Genomic DNA, 17,148 nt, shown 5'->3' with positions numbered 1-17,148 from the left:
CCCGTTGCTTTCACCAATAGCCTTATCTTTCATAAACTATTACTATAATCATGGAGGGAATCTGTATGAATCAGCCAATTTTAGACTGTCGTAATGTCAGTTATTCCTATCATAATCTCAGTGGTGAAACCCTGGCTTTATCCAATCTCTCCTTTCAGGTACAGGCCGGAGAATTTCTGTCCATTGTCGGACCAAGCGGTTGTGGCAAATCTACTCTCCTGTCACTGATTGCTGGCTTAAGCCACCCGGAAGAAGGAGAAATTATAATCAATATAGAAGACAAGAGCAGGATCGGCTATATGCTTCAGCAGGATCATCTTTTTGAATGGCGCAGCATCCGCAGGAATGTACTTTTAGGACCGGAAATCAACCATATCCTCTCTTCTGAACACCAAACGCTGGCTGACAGACTCCTGAAGGATTATGGTCTTGATAAATTTCAGTATAAAAGACCCTGTGAGCTTTCCGGTGGCATGAAACAGCGTGCGGCTCTGATCCGGACCATGCTGATGCACCCAAAGCTTCTGCTGTTAGATGAACCCTTCAGTGCTCTTGACTACCAGACGCGTCTGATGGTGTCTGCCGATATCGGACGTATTATCAAAAGCAGTAAGATCACAGCGATCCTGATCACACACGACCTTTCAGAAGCCATCTCTCTTGCTGATCGCATTATCGTTCTTTCAAAACGTCCGGCCAGGATCAAAAAAGATCTCCCCATTCACCTGACACTCAAAGACCAGACACCACTTGCAGCACGGAATGCACCGGAATTCAGTTCCTATTTTTCAATTCTCTGGAAGGAGATCGCTGATGAATATCAAAAAACAAATTAAAACCGGGATCAGTCAGAACCAGATTGATTTTTTAAGAAAACACAGGTATCACCATCATATGGTTACCTTTTCCCGCTTTCTTATCCTGTGTCTTTTTCTTACAGCCTGGGAATTTGCTTCCCGATCCCATCTGATTGATCCTTTCTTTTTTTCAAGTCCCTCCCTGATCCTGTCCTGCATTGCAGCTATGGTAAAAAACGGTTCTTTTTTTTCAAATATAGGGATCACCCTGTTTGAAACACTGATCAGCTTTCTGCTCGTAACTCTCCTTGGACTGATCAGCGCCACTCTTCTGTGGTACTTTAAAACCCTTTCTGAAGTTGCCGAACCCTATCTTGTCATCCTGAACAGCCTGCCAAAATCCGCTCTGGCGCCTCTCCTGATCGTATGGCTTGGCAGTGGTATGACGACTATCATCGTTGCCGGGATCTCTGTTGCTCTCTTCGGATCCATAATCAGTCTGTATACTGCTTTCCGGAATACAGACCCTGAAAAGCTGAAGCTCATAGAAACTCTTGGGGGTACCCGTTTTACCGCTCTTTTAAAGGTGGTGCTTCCCTCCTCTGTACCGGCTATTTTAAGCAATATGAAGGTCAATGTAGGCCTCTCTCTCGTAGGTGTGATCATAGGGGAATTCCTGGCTGCCAGGCAGGGTCTCGGATATCTGATCATCTATGGAACTCAGGTATTTCAGCTGAATATGGTCATCACTTCTATCCTGATCCTCTGTGTCATTGCCATGGGACTGTATCAGTTCATTCAGTTTCTGGAGCATCTTTATAAGAAAAAAGAGGCCGGATAACTTCCGACCTCTTAAGCTGGAAAAGGGACTCGAACCCTCGACCTACTGATTACGAATCAGTTGCGCTACCAACTGCGCCATTCCAGCCTGTCAACACAACAAAACTATTATAACGGCAAGCCTTTATTTTGGCAAGAGTTATTTTGTATGAATATCAAGCTGTGGAAAGGGTATGGTAATACCTGCATCATCCAGCGCATACTTGGCATTTTCTGTCAGCCTCCACTTAACCGGCCAGTAATCCTCAGACTTACACCAGCAGTGGATCACAAGATTAACACTGCTGTCAGCAAGACTGTCCACAACCACCCGCATTGTCTCCTTTTTCAGCACATCTTCATCCCCTTTGATCATGGTCATCAATACTTCACGGGCTTTCCTGATATCTTCTTCATATGCAATCCCCACAGGAATATCCACCCGTCTCTTCTCACTTTTGGTATAGTTGATGATACTTCCGTTTGCCAGAGTACCATTCGGAAGTACAATCACCTTATCATCAAAGGTATGCAGGCGGGTATAAAAAACATCAATGGCAGTCACGCTACCTTCCATCCCCTGTGCATCCATGATATAGTCACCGACAACAAAGGGCTTCAGGCAGAGCAGCAGGATCCCTCCTGCCATATTGCTCAGACTCCCCTGCAGGGCAAGACCAATAGCCACACTGGCAGAACCAAGGATCGCCACAATGCTGGTCGCATCAACCCCCATCCAGGAAGCTATAAAAATGATCAGCACAAAGCACAGTGCATATTTCACAAAGGAATCAATAAAGTGAATTGCATTTTCTTCTACCTTCCCTCTTCTGAGTCCCCGTTTCATAACACTGCGGACAAGTCTGATCAGCTGCATGCCGATCAGCAGCGCAAGAATGGCAAGTACGATCCGAAGTCCCAGATGAAATGCCTTTTCAGGCAGCTCCTGCAGGAATTTTTCGATCACTCCGGGATCCACGTTTTCAATATCAAGCTGTTCGATCTGTTGAATTCCGTCCATTTATGCCTTTTCCTTCTCCTGTGCTTCCTTATCTGCAGCCTTTGCTCTTTCCATGGCAGCTTTAGCTCTTTCTTCTGCGGCTTCTGCCTTCTTCTGTGCCAATCCTGCCTCTTCTCTTGCAAGATCAGCCTCTTTTCTAGCTTCCTCAGCCTCCTTCATGGCTTCTTTCGCTTTTCTTCTCGCCATCGCCGCTTCTTTCTTTCTCTCGATCTCTGCCAGTTCCTTCTGCGTATAAGGCGCATAGGAATACATCACAAGAGAAAGTGATGGCACCACCACATGAATGGAATTTTCCCTTCCGTCCGCCTCCTCTTCTGTCGTTGCCTGTGCTCTGGTAACCCGGCTACTGTTTCCGCCATATATTTTATCATCTGTCGTAAATAGTTCCTTATATTTTCCAGCTGCAGGTACACCCACAGTAAATTCCTGTTCAATCCCTGCAAAATTTGCCACTACCAGTATCATATCCTGCAGTTTATCTGCTTTTCTCACAAAAGAAAGCATACATTTATCACTGGAAATACAGTTGATCCACTCAAATCCATCAGGATCCGTATCCTTCTTATACAAGGCAAGTTTGTTTTTGTACAGGAAATTCAGATCCTTCACCAGTTTTGAAATTCCCTTATGCTCAGGGTACTGCAAAAGCCCCCATTCCGTCTGCCTTGTTTCATCAAATTCCTTATATTCGGCAATATCCTGTCCCATAAACAGGAGCTTCTTTCCGGGATGTGTCATCATATAGGCATAGGTAAGCCTCAGATTGGCAAATTTATCTTCTTTATTTCCCGGCATCTTACCAATCATGGTAGACTTACCATGCACCACTTCATCATGGGAAAATACACTCATAAAATTCTCGCTGTACTGATACACCATGCTGAAAGTCAGTTCATTATGATGATGGGCACGGAAATATGGATCATAGCTGATATAGGAAAGATAATCATTCATGAATCCCATATTCCATTTCATGGAAAATCCAAGTCCATCTTCCTCTACCTCACCGGTCACCTTCGGCCATGCTGTAGATTCCTCTGCAATCAGATACACGTCAGGATTTTTCTTTTTCATAATAGAATTCAGATGCTTTAAAAATTCCACCGCGTCCAGATTTTCATTGCCACCATAAATATTGGGAATCCATTCTCCTTCCTTCTTGCCATAATCCAGATACAGCATGGAGGCAACGGCATCCATCCGGATCCCATCTGCATGATATTCCTTCACCCAGTACAATGCGTTGGAGATCAGATAATTGGATACCTGCGGACGGGCGTAGTTATAAAGCAGTGTACCCCAATGTGGATGTGCCCCTTTTCTTGGATCCTCATGCTCATAAATACAGGTGCCATCAAATCTGCCAAGCCCATAAGTATCTCTTGGAAAGTGTGCCGGAACCCAGTCAAGGATCACCCCGATCCCTTCTTTATGAAGCATATCTACAAAATATTTAAAATCTGCGGCTGTGCCATATCTTGCCGTAGGTGCATAATATCCGATCACCTGATATCCCCAGGAAGCATCCAGCGGATGTTCCATTACCGGCATTAGTTCCACGTGGGTATATCCCATATCCTTTGCATAGGAGGCAACAAGGGGTGCCAGTGCCCGGTAATTCAGGTACTCTCCATCTTCCCCTCTTTTGAAGCTTCCAAGATAAAGCTCGTACACACTGACCGGAGCATCCTTCTGCTGAAGCTTCTTTCTCTCCTTCATCCATGCCTCGTCCGACCATTCATAAGAAATATTCCTGACAATGGAAGCTGTATCCGGACGGAGCTGCTGTCCGAAGGCATAGGGATCTGCCTTCAGAACGACTGTATTTCCTTTAGATTTGATCTCGTATTTATAGCAGTCCCCTGCTTTTACATCCGGGATAAACAGTTCATATACACCACTTTCCCGGCAAAGCTGCATCTGGTGTATCCGTCCATCCCAATAGTTAAAATCACCTACTACACTGACACGGATGGCATTTGGTGCATAAACTGCAAAAAAAGTACCATGGCACCCGTCGATCTCCATGGGATGTGCGCCAAGAAACTCATAGGAATCATACAGAATTCCTGCATTCAGCTTATCGATCTGCTGCTTTGTCAATCCATGATGATAACGGTAAGCATCCTTCACAGACTTTATACCTCTTTCATCATCATAGTGCACTTCATACCGATAGTCTGCCATGTCCCTTCCGCTGACCAGGCAGGCAAAGAAGCCGGCCTCATCAGCCATTTCCATCTGCTTCTTTTTCGTCCCTGAAACAAGAAAAACTTCTTTGGCATCCGGCCAGAAGGTCTGAACCAGTGTATTCCGTCCTGCCGGATGCGGTCCCAGTATCTCAAACGGACTGTTCTCCTCTGAATAAATGATTCCTTCTACTCTTGGCCAGTTCATCAGCTTATATAATTTATTGTCCATTATAATCCCCCTGTTTTCCATTCCGGAATTTTCCATCCAACCTGTTCTTACAGTGTATCAAAAATGGGTGTACAGTACAAGGGTCAAGTGGTACAATATACAGGATCTGTTACCTACTATATATAAAAAAGGAAGTGAAATTATGTATGATCCAATCACCCCTGAGGACTTCGATTTTCTGACCGGAGACGATAAGGAACTGATGCAGAAGATCACTGCTTACTCCGAAAAAGTCATCGGAGATGTGAAGCCGGAAGATATGAAAATGTCAGAACGGCTTGATAAATTAAAACCCATTATGCGTAAGCTTGCCTTAAAGCGTGGTGTTGCCCTGGAAGACATCTTTGTCAGATACATGGATCTCTCCAGTGAAGTCCTTGCCCGCAAGGCCGGGAAGGAAAAGAAAGGAAACATCCCCATCGACTTCCCGACTATCTGAACCTCGCAGTAGTTTCTTTTACGGGCAAAGAGTCATACCGTCAGAAGCATAACTAACAGCAAAAATAAAACTGTTGGAACATTTCATCAGGCGAAATGACAACAGTTTTATTTTTGTTTATTTCACTACTCTGACTCTGAACACACCATCAATGCTCTGCAGCTTGTCAATGATCTTCTGCTCTGCAGGACTCTCCAGATCAAACATGGTATAAGCAACCTCTCCTCTGGATTTGTTCATCATATCTGTGATATTGATTCCCTCATCACCAAAGCATGCTGCAAACTTTGTGATCATATTGGCAATATTTTTATGGAAGATTGCCACTCGGCCTGCCTGTGTGCAGACACCCATGTCAAGAGAAGGATAATTCACACTGTTTACAATGTTACCATTCTCCAGATAGTTCATCATTTCCTTCACAGCCATCTTCGCACAGTTATCTTCTGACTCTTCTGTGGAAGCACCAAGATGAGGAATGACAATGCAGCCTTCCTGGCCTGCCGTAGTCGGATTTGGAAAATCAGATACATACTTTCTGATCTTTCCTGCTTTAATTCCTTCCAATACATCTTTTTCATCTGCAAGAAGATCTCTTGCGAAGTTCAGCAGGATCACACCATCCTTCATTTTGGAAATGGCTTCCTTATTGATCATGCCCTTGGTGGAATCAAGAAGCGGTACATGAATGGTGATGATATCGCAGTTCTCATAAATATCCTCTACATTCAGCACATGCTTTACATCACGGCTTAAGTTCCATGCTGCATCCACGGAAACATAAGGATCATATCCATAAACTTCCATACCAAGATGCTTTGCTGCGTTTGCGACTTTGACACCAATCGCACCAAGTCCGATGATACCAAGCTTCTTGCCCTCAATCTCTGTACCGGCAAATTTCTTCTTTTCCTTCTCGGCAGCCTTGGCAATATTCTCATCACCCTTATCAGAGATCACCCAGTTAATACCGCCGATGATATCTCTTGATGCCAGCAGCATACCTGCAAATACCAGTTCCTTCACACCATTGGCATTGGCGCCAGGAGTATTGAATACTACAATCCCCTTTTCTGCACAGCGGTCAAGAGGAATATTATTGACACCGGCTCCTGCTCTTGCTACACAAAGCAGCTTATCCGAGAACTCCATATCATGCATGGCAGCACTTCTTACAAGGATTCCTTCCGCCTCTTCTGCAGTCTCTGTCTTTGTATAGCTATCCGAGAATTTCTCAAGGCCTACCTTTGAAATGGGATTTAAACAATAATACTGAAACATCCTGATCTAGTCCTCTTTTCCGTTATTTTTTTCAAATTCACGCATGAATTCCACAAGCTTTTCAACGCCCTCGATCGGCATCGCATTGTAAATGCTGGCACGCATGCCGCCTACTGTTCTGTGACCTTTCAGGTTTTCAAATCCAGCTTCCTTGGCTTCCTTAACAAATTTGGCATCCAGATCAGCATCGCCTGTTACGAAAGGTACATTCATCAGGGAACGGTCTTCTTTTCTTACTGTTCCCTTAAAGAGTTTGCTCTCATCCAGGAAATCATACAGAATCTTTGCTTTCTTTTCGTTGCGCTCCTTCATTGCTGCAAGACCACCCTGTTTTTTCAGCCACTTGAATACCTTGCCGCAAATATAAATACCATAAGCCGGAGGTGTATTATAAAGAGATCCTGCATCAGCATGAATCTTATATCTCAGCATGGTAGGCGTTCCGGGAAGAACATCCTCTGTGATCAGATCTTCCCTGATGATAACAATAACAACACCGGCAGGTCCCACGTTCTTTTGTACACCGCCATAGATTATACCATACTTTGTTACATCAACAGGCTCTGATAAGAAGCATGATGATACATCAGAAACAAGAATATGTCCCTTGGTATTTGGAAGTGTTTTATATTTGGTTCCATAAATGGTATTATTTTCACAGATATAAACATAATCTGCATCCTCCGGAATCGGGAGATCAGAACAATCCGGAATATAAGAAAAGGTCTTATCTGCAGAAGATGCAACCTCTACGGCATCACCATAGATCTTTGCCTCCTGAAATGCCTTTTTAGCCCACTGACCGGTAACAATATAAGCAGCCTTTCTGTTCTTCATCAGATTCATAGGGATCATTGCGAACTGCTGGCTTGCTCCTCCCTGTAAAAACAACACCTTATAATTATCAGGGATATTCATCAGCTCTCTCAGATCAGCCTCGGCTTCGTTAATGATAGTTTCAAAGGCCTTCGATCTGTGACTCATCTCCATCACGGACATACCGGTTCCTCTGTAATCTAACATTTCATCTGCAGCTTCTTTTAATACTTCTTCAGGTAAAACTGCCGGACCTGCTGAAAAGTTATACACTCTGGCCACTTTTTCTTCCTCCTGTCACGGGTTATCCCCTCATATATGAAAATCTTAAAATATTATAAAATATTTCACTTATTGTAAACCGATTTAACACTTTAGTCAACTGCTTTAGTAAAACATTACACACGGTGTACCTATCTCTACCAGATCATAAAGCTTTGCCACTTCATCGAGAGGTGTATTGATACAGCCGTGCGAACCGGACTTTTTATAGATTTCTCCTCCATATTCCGATCGCCAGGACGCATCATGAATGCCGATCGCTCCCTTTACCGGGATCCAGTATCTGACAAAGCTTTCATAATCAGCTCCCCGGAGAGTCCTGTTTTTCTGCTTGGCATAGACATAATTGGTTCCACATGGAGTTCCCCTCCGAAGAGATGTATTTCCTGTTACCACCGGAGTATCGATCAGGAGTTTTCCCTCTTCGTAATAATACAGCTTCTGTTCTGTCATATCCACTTCAATGTAGGTGTCCCCGATATCATCCAGTCCCTGTTTTCTGGCCACCTGGGAATAGACCGGCGTATGTATTTCTGCCTTCTTCTGAAGGAAAGCGTCAAGTAAATACTCCTTCTCTGCTTCCCTGTCGATCAGGTTTCCATAGATCCCACCTTCCACCTTCACGATATCTCCCCTTGTAGCATGAAAGGTACGCTCTGTCCCTACTGTATCATAGGCATCAGCAAGCCAGTCTACAAAGGCAAATACCTCTTCTTCATCAGCACAGAGATTTCCCTGTTCATCCAGAACAAAATTCCCGCTTTCATCCAACTTTATAAAGTCACAGGCTCTGGAAGCATCTACCGGCACCTGATCATCTCCCATCTGGTAAATGATCCTGCAGTCCTGAAAATCAGATATTTTCTGAAACAGAGTAATACTCTCCTCCATTTCCTCCGTCAATGGCAGATCCTCATAGCACTCATTTTCCGCCAGATCCACCTCCGTATCGCCGTTTTCCAGTGCATCCTCTATCAGCAGGCATGCCTTCTTCCCATTCAGAAGTCCTTCTCTTTCATTCACAAGAACATAACCTTCTTTTGTTTTCCTGATCATGACTTTGCCGTCTGTCTTTAACGGAGCATTGGGAATTCCGGCATCCATCAGGATCTGCTCCAATATATCCGCATCATACTCCACCTGTGGCTTCAGTTCCTTTTTTCCACCGGAACCGATCAGATTGTCGATCCAGAGATAGGGGTTCTGTCTGTCCAGATACAGTCTGAGAGGCTCTGTATAGGAAACTGTAAGCGAAATATCCTGTGCCTTTATCCTGAAGGACTCCCCATCCTTTTTCAGAACAGTAAGCCCTCCATGTTCTCTGCCGGAAAGCAGTTCCTCATTGATTTCATTAATGCTCTTGCCAGTGCAGTAAACACCGTTAATCCACGTTCCATAACTGAAGCCGTCTTTATAATAATGAGACAGCCAGAGATAAAACCCAATCACTGACGCTGCCACAATGGAAAATCCGATCACGCAGCCTTTTACTAATGCAGAATTTTTCATTATGCTTCCATATCAGAAGCGTCAAAGGCTTCGCTGATAGGTGCCCCTGCCGGAACCATCGGGAATACCTTGTCATCCTCCCCGATCATGCAGTCAAGCACTACCGGCTTTTTCAGCTCTATAGCCTTTCTGATCGCCTCATCAAATTCCTCCTTCGTGGTCACACGGAAGGCTTCGCAGCCAAGCCCCTTTGCAACCATACAGAAATCCACGCCGTCATCCAGAACCGTCTGTGAATATCTTTTTTCATAGAACAGTGTCTGCCATTGTCTTACCATACCAAGCACATGGTTGTTGATCACCACCTGGATGATCGGGATCTGATAGCGGCTTGCGGTGGCAAGCTCATTCATATTCATACGGAAGCATCCATCTCCGCCGATATTGATGCAGATTTTTTCCGGTCTGCCGCACTTGGCTCCGATGCAGGCTCCAAGTCCATACCCCATGGTTCCAAGACCGCCGGAAGATAAGAAGGTTCTAGGCTCTGTATATTTGTAATACTGGGCAGCCCACATCTGATGCTGCCCGACATCCGTGGTAATGATGGCTTTTCCTTCTGTTGCCTTATCAATTTCCTCCATGATATAAGGGCAGGATAATACACTGTGATCATAGGAAAGAGGATATTTCTCTTTTAATTCCTTTATATGAGCGATCCATTCCGGATGTTCCTGCTCTGGCAGTTTTTCATTGATCTTTGTTAATACTTCCTTCAGGTCCCCGACTACAAACGCATCACTGTGGATGTTCTTATTGATCTCAGCCGCATCAATATCAATATGTAATACCTTCGCATTTTTTGCAAAGGCAGAAGCATTTCCTACAACTCTGTCTGAGAATCTGGCACCAAGGGCAACCAGAAGGTCACATTCACTTACTCCGAAATTAGAGGTCTTCGTTCCATGCATACCAATCATGCCGGTATAATAGTCACTGTGTCCATCCATAACACCCTTCGCCATAAGGGTATCACATACCGGTGCATCCAGCAGCCCGGACAGCTTCCGCACTTCCTGGTAGGCTCCAGAAATAACAGCACCGCCACCTACATAGATATATGGCTTTTTTGCTTCCTTCATCAGAGCTACTGCCTTCTCTATATCTTCTTCCTCATATTTTTTCTTTACAGGCAGTGCTTCCGGCTTTTTCTCCTGATATTCAAACTGTGCCGCTGTCACATCCTTGGTGATGTCCACAAGAACCGGTCCCGGCCGGCCACTTCTTGCAATCGCAAAGGCCTTTCTGATGGTATCTGCCAGAATACTGACATCCTTTACAATATACCCATGCTTTGTGATCGGCATGGTTACGCCTGCAATATCTACCTCCTGGAAGGAATCCTTTCCAAGGAGCGGAAGATTTACATTACAGGTAATTGCTACCATAGGTACAGAATCCATGTAGGCCGTTGCAATACCGGTAACAAGATTGGTTGCACCAGGTCCGCTGGTTGCCAGGCAGACACCGACCTTGCCTGTAGCCCTGGCATACCCGTCTGCCGCATGGGCTGCCCCCTGTTCATGAGATGTCAGAATATGTCTGATCTCATCACTGTGTTTATACAAAGCATCATATACATTCAGGATCGTACCGCCCGGATAACCGAAAACAGTATCTACTTCCTGCTCCTTCAGGCAGGCAACTACGATCTCCGCTCCTGTTAATTTCATAGTTCATTTGCCTCCATGCTCATTATTATTTTCTGGGAGTTTCCAGAATAGCCCCTCTGTTTCCGCTTGTTACCATTTCTCTGTATCTTGCCAGATATCCTGTTGTTACCTTAGGCTCTCTTTCCTTCCAGTCTGCTTTTCTTCTTGCCAGCTCTTCGTCAGAAACCTTAACTTCCAGCTTCAGCGCCGGAATGTCAATGCTGATGATATCGCCTTCTTCTACCAATGCGATAGGACCGCCGACAGCAGCTTCAGGAGAAACATGTCCGATAGACGCTCCTCTGGATGCTCCTGAAAAACGTCCGTCTGTGATCAGGGCTACAGATGAGCCAAGCCCCATACCGGCAATAGCTGAGGTAGGATTCAGCATTTCCCTCATACCAGGACCGCCCTTGGGACCTTCATAACGGATCACAACCACATCTCCCGCTGCGATCCTGCCACCCTTGATGGCGGCAATCGCATCTTCCTCACATTCAAATACTCTGGCAGGTCCTTCGTGAACCATCATTTCCTCTACAACAGCAGATCTCTTGACAACACTGCCGTCCGGTGCCAGATTTCCCTTTAATACGGCAAGTCCGCCGGTTTTGGAATATGGATTATCTACCGGTCTGATTACTTCGGGGTTCTTATTGACAGCATCCTTGATATTCTCTGCTACAGTCTTGCCGGTTACAGTGATACAGTCTGTATGAAGCAGACCAAGATCTGCCAGCTCCTTCATAACAGCAGAAACGCCGCCGGCCTCGTTCAGATCTTCCATATAGGTCGGTCCTGCAGGTGCCAGATGACAGAGGTTCGGTGTTTTCTCACTGATCTCATTTGCAAAGGCAATATCAAAGTCAAAACCAACCTCATGGGCAATAGCAGGCAGATGCAGCATGGAATTGGTAGAGCATCCAAGTGCCATATCTACGGTCAGTGCATTTAAGATGGCATCCTTTGTCATGATATCTCTTGGTCTGATATCTCTCTTTAGCATTTCCATAACAGCCATACCGGCATGCTTTGCCAGCTTGATTCTCTCGGAATATACTGCAGGGATGGTTCCGTTTCCCTTAAGCCCCATTCCAAGGGCTTCTGTCAGGCAGTTCATGGAATTGGCTGTGTACATACCGGAGCAGGAGCCGCAGGTAGGACATACCTTTTCCTCAAATTCACGGACATCTTCTTCTGTCATGGTTCCGGCTGCATTGGCACCTACCGCTTCAAACATAGATGAAAGACTTCTCTTCTGTCCTCTTACGTGACCTGCCAGCATGGGACCTCCAGATACAAATACGGTCGGAATATTGATCCTGGCAGCAGCCATCAGAAGTCCTGGTACATTCTTATCACAGTTTGGCACCATAACAAGGGCATCAAACTGATGTGCAAGTGCCATACACTCTGTAGAATCAGCGATCAGGTCTCTGGTTACCAGAGAGTACTTCATACCTACATGTCCCATGGCGATTCCATCACAGACAGCAATGGCCGGAAATACAACCGGTACACCACCTGCTTCTGCCACGCCAAGCTTGACAGCATTTACGATCTTGTCAAGGTTCATATGTCCCGGAACGATCTCATTGTAGGAGCTTACAATACCGATCATAGGCTTTTGCATTTCCTCTTCGGTAAAGCCAAGTGCATTGAACAGACTTCTGTGAGGAGCCTGCTGCATTCCTTTTTTTACGTTATCACTTCTCATTTTGTTTCCTCCCTTATGCCAGTATATAAAATAAAGTTCTGGTTTTCATATTTCTTTTCCATTTCTGTATTTACATAATCCCAGGGGATCGTGTTGTAATAATGATAAAACTCCCATTCCATTTCTGTAAAGTCCGGATCTGCCATCCTCCTGTCAAGAAGCAGGAAGTCAGAACCCTCTATCTGCTGATTTTCACAGGTGATCCCATACAGGAACCGAATCAGATACTGCTGTGTGCAGTCCGTGACACAGACATTCTGTGCTTCTTCGATATTGCCTTTTGCCAATACCTCCTGCATGCTGTGTTCCCTGTCACTGTACTGATTCTGATAGCCTCTGGTTGCAAAACACCATATGCCAAAGGCTGCCACGGTCAGAAACGCTGCATATCCGGTCTTCTTCCTGTCATCAGGTAAGATCCAGTCAAGAAAAAAGCCAAGGAGTAAGGCGGTCAGTGCACCGCCATACATAAACACCCGGTAATAAGGGAGCTTATGCTGCACGAACAAAAACAAGGGAATTGCAAGTGTACAGATCACCGTAAGAAGTGGCAGTATTCCTGCCATCTTCTCTTTGGTCTGCCCTGTAAATTCTTCCTTTTCCTGGTCTTTCATGTCCTCTTCTGACAGCTGCCTCCTTTTTCTGCTTCCGATCACTGTCCGGATTCCCAGCGCAAGGAAGCCGCCAATAACAATCATTGGGATCAGCCACCAGCTTCCATCCAGATACTGGATAAAAAGATTCTGAAGCCATGTCACAAGCTTTGTAAGGAAGCCTTCCTTTGGCACACTCTGGATATAGGGCGTTGCCAGCATATAATCGATCCCTGTACTGACACAGATAAATGGATGCCTCAAGATCATCTGCACATGTCCTGTTCCCTGAAATGCCGGATCCTCCTTGATCAAGAGGTTGGATCCGATTGCCAGCCAGATGATTCCATACAGGCATATTGTAATAAACGCTGCCAGCAGAGATACAAGGATCAGCCGGATCAGCTTTTGGAATGCAGATGCTTCTATCAGCTTTCCCTGCCGGCTTCTTTTCTCTGCAAATGCCTGCAAAAGCAGGTAAATTCCACCAGAAAGGCACACCGGAATCACCCAGTAAACATCGCTTGGAACAGTATAGAGTCCAAGCACCAGGGAAAGTGCAAAAAATACATATGTCTTCTTTCGTACCCGTTCTTCCCTGCAGATCACATCCAGCATACTGACGGCTGTCAGGAAACAGGTCACGGAAAGCGTATATCCTCTTCCCTGCACAGAAAGCTGATTCACCAGATTTAAAAGGCAGTACCCGGAAACTACAGCAAGTGAGATCCCTTCCTTAAAATAACGTCTTCCTAATAAAAACAGAAGCACCATATTAATCAGGGCACACAGATAACTGACACCTCTAAGGCCTATATAAGGATTCCCGAAGAAATCAAGAAAAGCTGACAGTACGGAATATCCCACATGATTATTGGGCACCGGCCAGTGGATAGCCGCATAGACAGGTCCCCGGCTGATGAAATAATAGTAAGTATACAGCTCATCATACCAGGGAGTCAGGGTAAACATCCTGCAGCCATAATAAACGGCCATTCCTGCCAAAATACAAGCAAATATGATGATCTCCGGATCCTTTTTGCGTTCTGTATTAACGTGAAATTTCATCAGCTAACAAATCACCCATTCTGCTGCAGCCAACCTTTTCACAGCCTTCTGCCATGATGTCAGCTGTGCGGTAGCCCTTCTTCAATATGCTTTTGACAGCCATTTCGATCGCATCTGCTTCTTTGTCAAGGTCAAAGGAATAACGGAGCATCATTGCCGCTGAAAGAATGGTTGCGATTGGATTGGCAATATCCATACCGGCAATATCCGGTGCTGAGCCATGGCTTGGCTCATATAAACCGAATTTGGAATCATTCAGGGATGCACTTGCCAGCATGCCGATGGAGCCGGTTACCATACTTGCTTCATCCGAAAGGATATCTCCAAACATATTCTCTGTCAGGATCACATCAAACTGGGAAGGATCCCTTACAAGCTGCATGGCACAGTTGTCTACCAGCATGTGGGAAAGTGTAATATCCGGATAGTCCTTTGCCACTTCCTCAACCACTTTTCTCCAGAGTCTGGAAGAATCCAGTACATTGGCCTTATCCACACTGGTCACAATTCCTCTTCTCTTTCTTGCAATGTCAAATGCCTTGATGGCGATTCTGCGGATCTCATTTTCATTATAAGTCAGAGTATCTACTGCGGTACGCACACCGTCCACTTCTGTGGTATGTCTTGCTCCAAAGTAAAGACCACCTGTCAGTTCTCTCATGATCAGAAGATCAAAGCCCCGGTCACTGATATCCTTCCGCAGCGGACAGGCATCAGACAGCTCCTGATACAGCACTGCCGGTCTTAAATTAGCAAACAGATTAAGTGCCTTTCTGATCTTTAACAGTCCAGCTTCCGGTCTCTTCTCCGGAGGAAGCTGATACCAGGGTGATGTACTGGTATTTCCACCAATGGAACCCATCAGGACAGCGTCTGCTGCCTTGGCATCCGCAATTGCTTCATCTGTCAGCGGTACGCCATGTACATCAATGGAAGCGCCTCCCATCAGAATATCCTTATAAGTGATCTCGTGTCCGTAAACCTCAGCCACCTTATTCAAAACCTTTTTCGCTTCTGCAACGATCTCCGGTCCGATTCCATCTCCCGGGATACAGGTAATATTCAGTTTCATAGTTTTCGGTCTCCTTTTTTATATTCCTGTAAACAAAATGAGACGCCATAAGCGCCTCATTTCCAATCACGTTCTGCTTTATTCATTGTCTGCTTTTTCTACTTGTGCAATGGCAGCTTTCTGCATGGGAATGCGGCAGTTCTTATTATTTCCGAACTCAACGATCACAGTGTCATCTGTAATGTCAATGATAATTCCATAAAAACCGCTGTTTGTCAGAACACAGTCACCTATTGCAAGCTGAGACAGCATTGCTGCCTGTTTCTTCTGCTCCTTCTTCTGTGGACGGATCATAAAGAAATAAATAAACACAAAGATTAAAACGATGTAAACGATCATGATCAGACCGCCCCCGGCTGCAGATCCAGCTGCATCGGTACTACTCAGTAATGTATTGCCCATTAAATTTCCTCCTGAAAAATTGGTCTGCGGTCCTGTTCAGGCAAATGACCGCAAATTTCATGCCTTAAAAAATATAATACACAATCCCCAGCTTAAAAACAAGACCTTTTTATTTTTCCTTCTGATCAGGCTCCTGTGCCATTCCTTCCAGTTTTCTCTTCTTATAGGCTGCAAACCTGCCGGCATCCAGTGCATCCCTGATCTCCGTCATCATCGTATTATAGAAATAAAGGTTGTGAAGCACACAGAGCCTCATACCAAGCATTTCTTTTGCTTTCAGTAGATGTCTGATGTAGCCTCTGGAATACCGTCTGCAGGCGGGACACTGGCAGCCTTCCTCGATCGGTCTCTCATCCAGCTCATACTTAGCATTAAACAGATTAATCTTTCCCTGATTGGTATACAGATGTCCATGCCGTCCATTTCTTGAAGGATATACACAGTCAAAGAAATCGATCCCTCTTTCCACACCCTCCAGTATATTGGCCGGTGTGCCTACTCCCATCAGATAAGTCGGCTTATCTACCGGCAGATACGGAATAGTTTCTTCTATAATATGATACATTTCTTCATGGCTCTCCCCGACAGCAAGACCTCCTATGGCATAGCCATCAAGCTCAAGCTCAGAAATGCGCTTTGCGTGTTCCCTCCGGATATCTGCGAATATAGCTCCCTGATTAATACCAAAAAGCATCTGGTTCCTGTTGATGGTATCTTCAAGAGAATTGAGTCTTGTCATCTCCTGCCTGCATCGTACCAGCCATCTGTAGGTTCTGTCCACAGAATTCTGCACATAGGTTTTCTCTGCCAGTGCAGAAGGACATTCATCAAATGCCATGGCAATGGTAGATGCCAGATTGGACTGGATCCGCATACTTTCCTCCGGTCCCATAAAAATCTTATGTCCGTCGATATGGGAACGGAAGGTAACGCCTTCTTCCCTGATCTTCCGCATGCTCGCCAGGGAAAACACCTGAAATCCGCCGGAATCTGTCAGAATCGGTTTGTTCCAGGACATGAACTTGTGCAGTCCTCCCATCTTCTTTACAATCTCATCTCCCGGTCTGACATGGAGATGATAGGTATTTGACAGTTCTATCTGTGTCCCGATTCCCTCAAGATCCTCCGTAGATACGGCTCCTTTGATCGCCGCTACCGTTCCGACATTCATAAAAACCGGTGTCTGTACCACTCCGTGTACAGTGGTCAGTTCTCCTCTTTTAGCTCTGCCTTCCTGCTTCAATACTTTATACATAACA

At 45.3% G+C, this 17,148-nt stretch carries 14 protein-coding genes and 1 tRNA gene; 3 read left to right on the top strand and 12 right to left on the bottom strand.

Annotated features, from left to right (window positions below; genetic code table 11):
* The first annotated feature begins 65 nt into the window (after positions 1 to 65).
* Positions 66 to 836 (top strand): ABC transporter ATP-binding protein, encoded by a 771-nt coding sequence (locus tag WJQ40_RS06025; RefSeq protein WP_118796921.1) that lies wholly within the window; start codon positions 66 to 68, stop codon positions 834 to 836.
* Positions 814 to 1,638, top strand: coding sequence for an ABC transporter permease (locus WJQ40_RS06020; protein WP_118796920.1), 825 nt, complete (start codon positions 814 to 816; stop codon positions 1,636 to 1,638). Before WJQ40_RS06025 ends, WJQ40_RS06020 begins: the two co-directional genes overlap by 23 nt.
* A gap of 14 nt (positions 1,639 to 1,652) precedes the next feature.
* Here WJQ40_RS06020 and WJQ40_RS06015 read toward each other — a convergent pair.
* The 3 genes from WJQ40_RS06015 to glgB all read right to left on the bottom strand — a co-directional run bounded on the left by WJQ40_RS06015 (position 1,653) and on the right by glgB (position 5,058).
* Positions 1,653 to 1,725: transfer RNA gene (locus tag WJQ40_RS06015), tRNA-Thr, on the bottom strand.
* Positions 1,726 to 1,776: 51 nt separating this feature from the next.
* Positions 1,777 to 2,637, bottom strand: a complete 861-nt coding sequence (locus tag WJQ40_RS06010) for a mechanosensitive ion channel domain-containing protein (RefSeq protein WP_337538648.1) — start codon at positions 2,635 to 2,637, stop codon at positions 1,777 to 1,779.
* Positions 2,638 to 5,058 (bottom strand): 1,4-alpha-glucan branching protein GlgB, encoded by a 2,421-nt coding sequence (gene glgB, locus WJQ40_RS06005; RefSeq protein ID WP_337538647.1) that lies wholly within the window; start codon positions 5,056 to 5,058, stop codon positions 2,638 to 2,640.
* A 142-nt stretch (positions 5,059 to 5,200) separates the two neighbouring features.
* On the opposite strand from glgB, the gene WJQ40_RS06000 reads away from it, so the two are divergent.
* Positions 5,201 to 5,497, top strand: a complete 297-nt coding sequence (locus tag WJQ40_RS06000) for a hypothetical protein (protein WP_118796919.1) — start codon at positions 5,201 to 5,203, stop codon at positions 5,495 to 5,497.
* A 117-nt stretch (positions 5,498 to 5,614) separates the two neighbouring features.
* Here the strand turns inward: WJQ40_RS06000 and WJQ40_RS05995 are convergent, their stop codons facing one another.
* The 9 genes from WJQ40_RS05995 to tgt form a co-directional block, all read right to left on the bottom strand.
* Positions 5,615 to 6,778: a phosphoglycerate dehydrogenase gene (locus WJQ40_RS05995; protein WP_118796918.1), complete on the bottom strand. Its 1,164-nt coding sequence runs from the start codon at positions 6,776 to 6,778 to the stop codon at positions 5,615 to 5,617.
* A gap of 6 nt (positions 6,779 to 6,784) precedes the next feature.
* Positions 6,785 to 7,876 (bottom strand): 3-phosphoserine/phosphohydroxythreonine transaminase, encoded by a 1,092-nt coding sequence (gene serC, locus WJQ40_RS05990; protein WP_118796917.1) that lies wholly within the window; start codon positions 7,874 to 7,876, stop codon positions 6,785 to 6,787.
* A gap of 105 nt (positions 7,877 to 7,981) precedes the next feature.
* Positions 7,982 to 9,385, bottom strand: coding sequence for a L,D-transpeptidase family protein (locus tag WJQ40_RS05985; RefSeq protein WP_337538644.1), 1,404 nt, complete (start codon positions 9,383 to 9,385; stop codon positions 7,982 to 7,984).
* A complete protein-coding gene (gene ilvB / locus WJQ40_RS05980; protein ID WP_337538641.1) occupies positions 9,385 to 11,058 on the bottom strand; it encodes a biosynthetic-type acetolactate synthase large subunit in 1,674 nt (557 codons plus the stop codon). Before ilvB ends, WJQ40_RS05985 begins: the two co-directional genes overlap by 1 nt.
* 25 nt (positions 11,059 to 11,083) lie before the next feature.
* On the bottom strand, positions 11,084 to 12,754 hold the full coding sequence (gene ilvD, locus WJQ40_RS05975; protein WP_337538639.1) for a dihydroxy-acid dehydratase: 1,671 nt from the start codon (positions 12,752 to 12,754) through the stop codon (positions 11,084 to 11,086).
* Positions 12,751 to 14,415 carry a glycosyltransferase family 39 protein gene (locus WJQ40_RS05970; protein ID WP_337538636.1) on the bottom strand — a complete coding sequence of 555 codons (1,665 nt, stop codon included), beginning with the start codon at positions 14,413 to 14,415 and terminating at the stop codon, positions 12,751 to 12,753. Before WJQ40_RS05970 ends, ilvD begins: the two co-directional genes overlap by 4 nt.
* Positions 14,399 to 15,487, bottom strand: coding sequence for a 3-isopropylmalate dehydrogenase (gene leuB / locus WJQ40_RS05965; RefSeq protein ID WP_118796912.1), 1,089 nt, complete (start codon positions 15,485 to 15,487; stop codon positions 14,399 to 14,401). Before leuB ends, WJQ40_RS05970 begins: the two co-directional genes overlap by 17 nt.
* A 78-nt stretch (positions 15,488 to 15,565) precedes the next feature.
* Entirely contained in the window at positions 15,566 to 15,889 is a 324-nt protein-coding gene (gene yajC / locus WJQ40_RS05960; RefSeq protein WP_118796911.1) for a preprotein translocase subunit YajC, read from the bottom strand.
* A 109-nt stretch (positions 15,890 to 15,998) separates the two neighbouring features.
* Positions 15,999 to 17,144 carry a tRNA guanosine(34) transglycosylase Tgt gene (gene tgt, locus WJQ40_RS05955; RefSeq protein ID WP_262573188.1) on the bottom strand — a complete coding sequence of 382 codons (1,146 nt, stop codon included), beginning with the start codon at positions 17,142 to 17,144 and terminating at the stop codon, positions 15,999 to 16,001.
* Positions 17,145 to 17,148 lie beyond the last annotated feature (4 nt).

Source organism: Suilimivivens sp. (genome assembly GCF_037359455.1).
GTDB lineage: Bacteria > Bacillota > Clostridia > Lachnospirales > Lachnospiraceae > Suilimivivens > Suilimivivens aceti.
The sequence above is the reverse complement of the archived record's forward strand: the minus strand, read 5'-3'. Positions and strand labels throughout refer to the sequence as shown.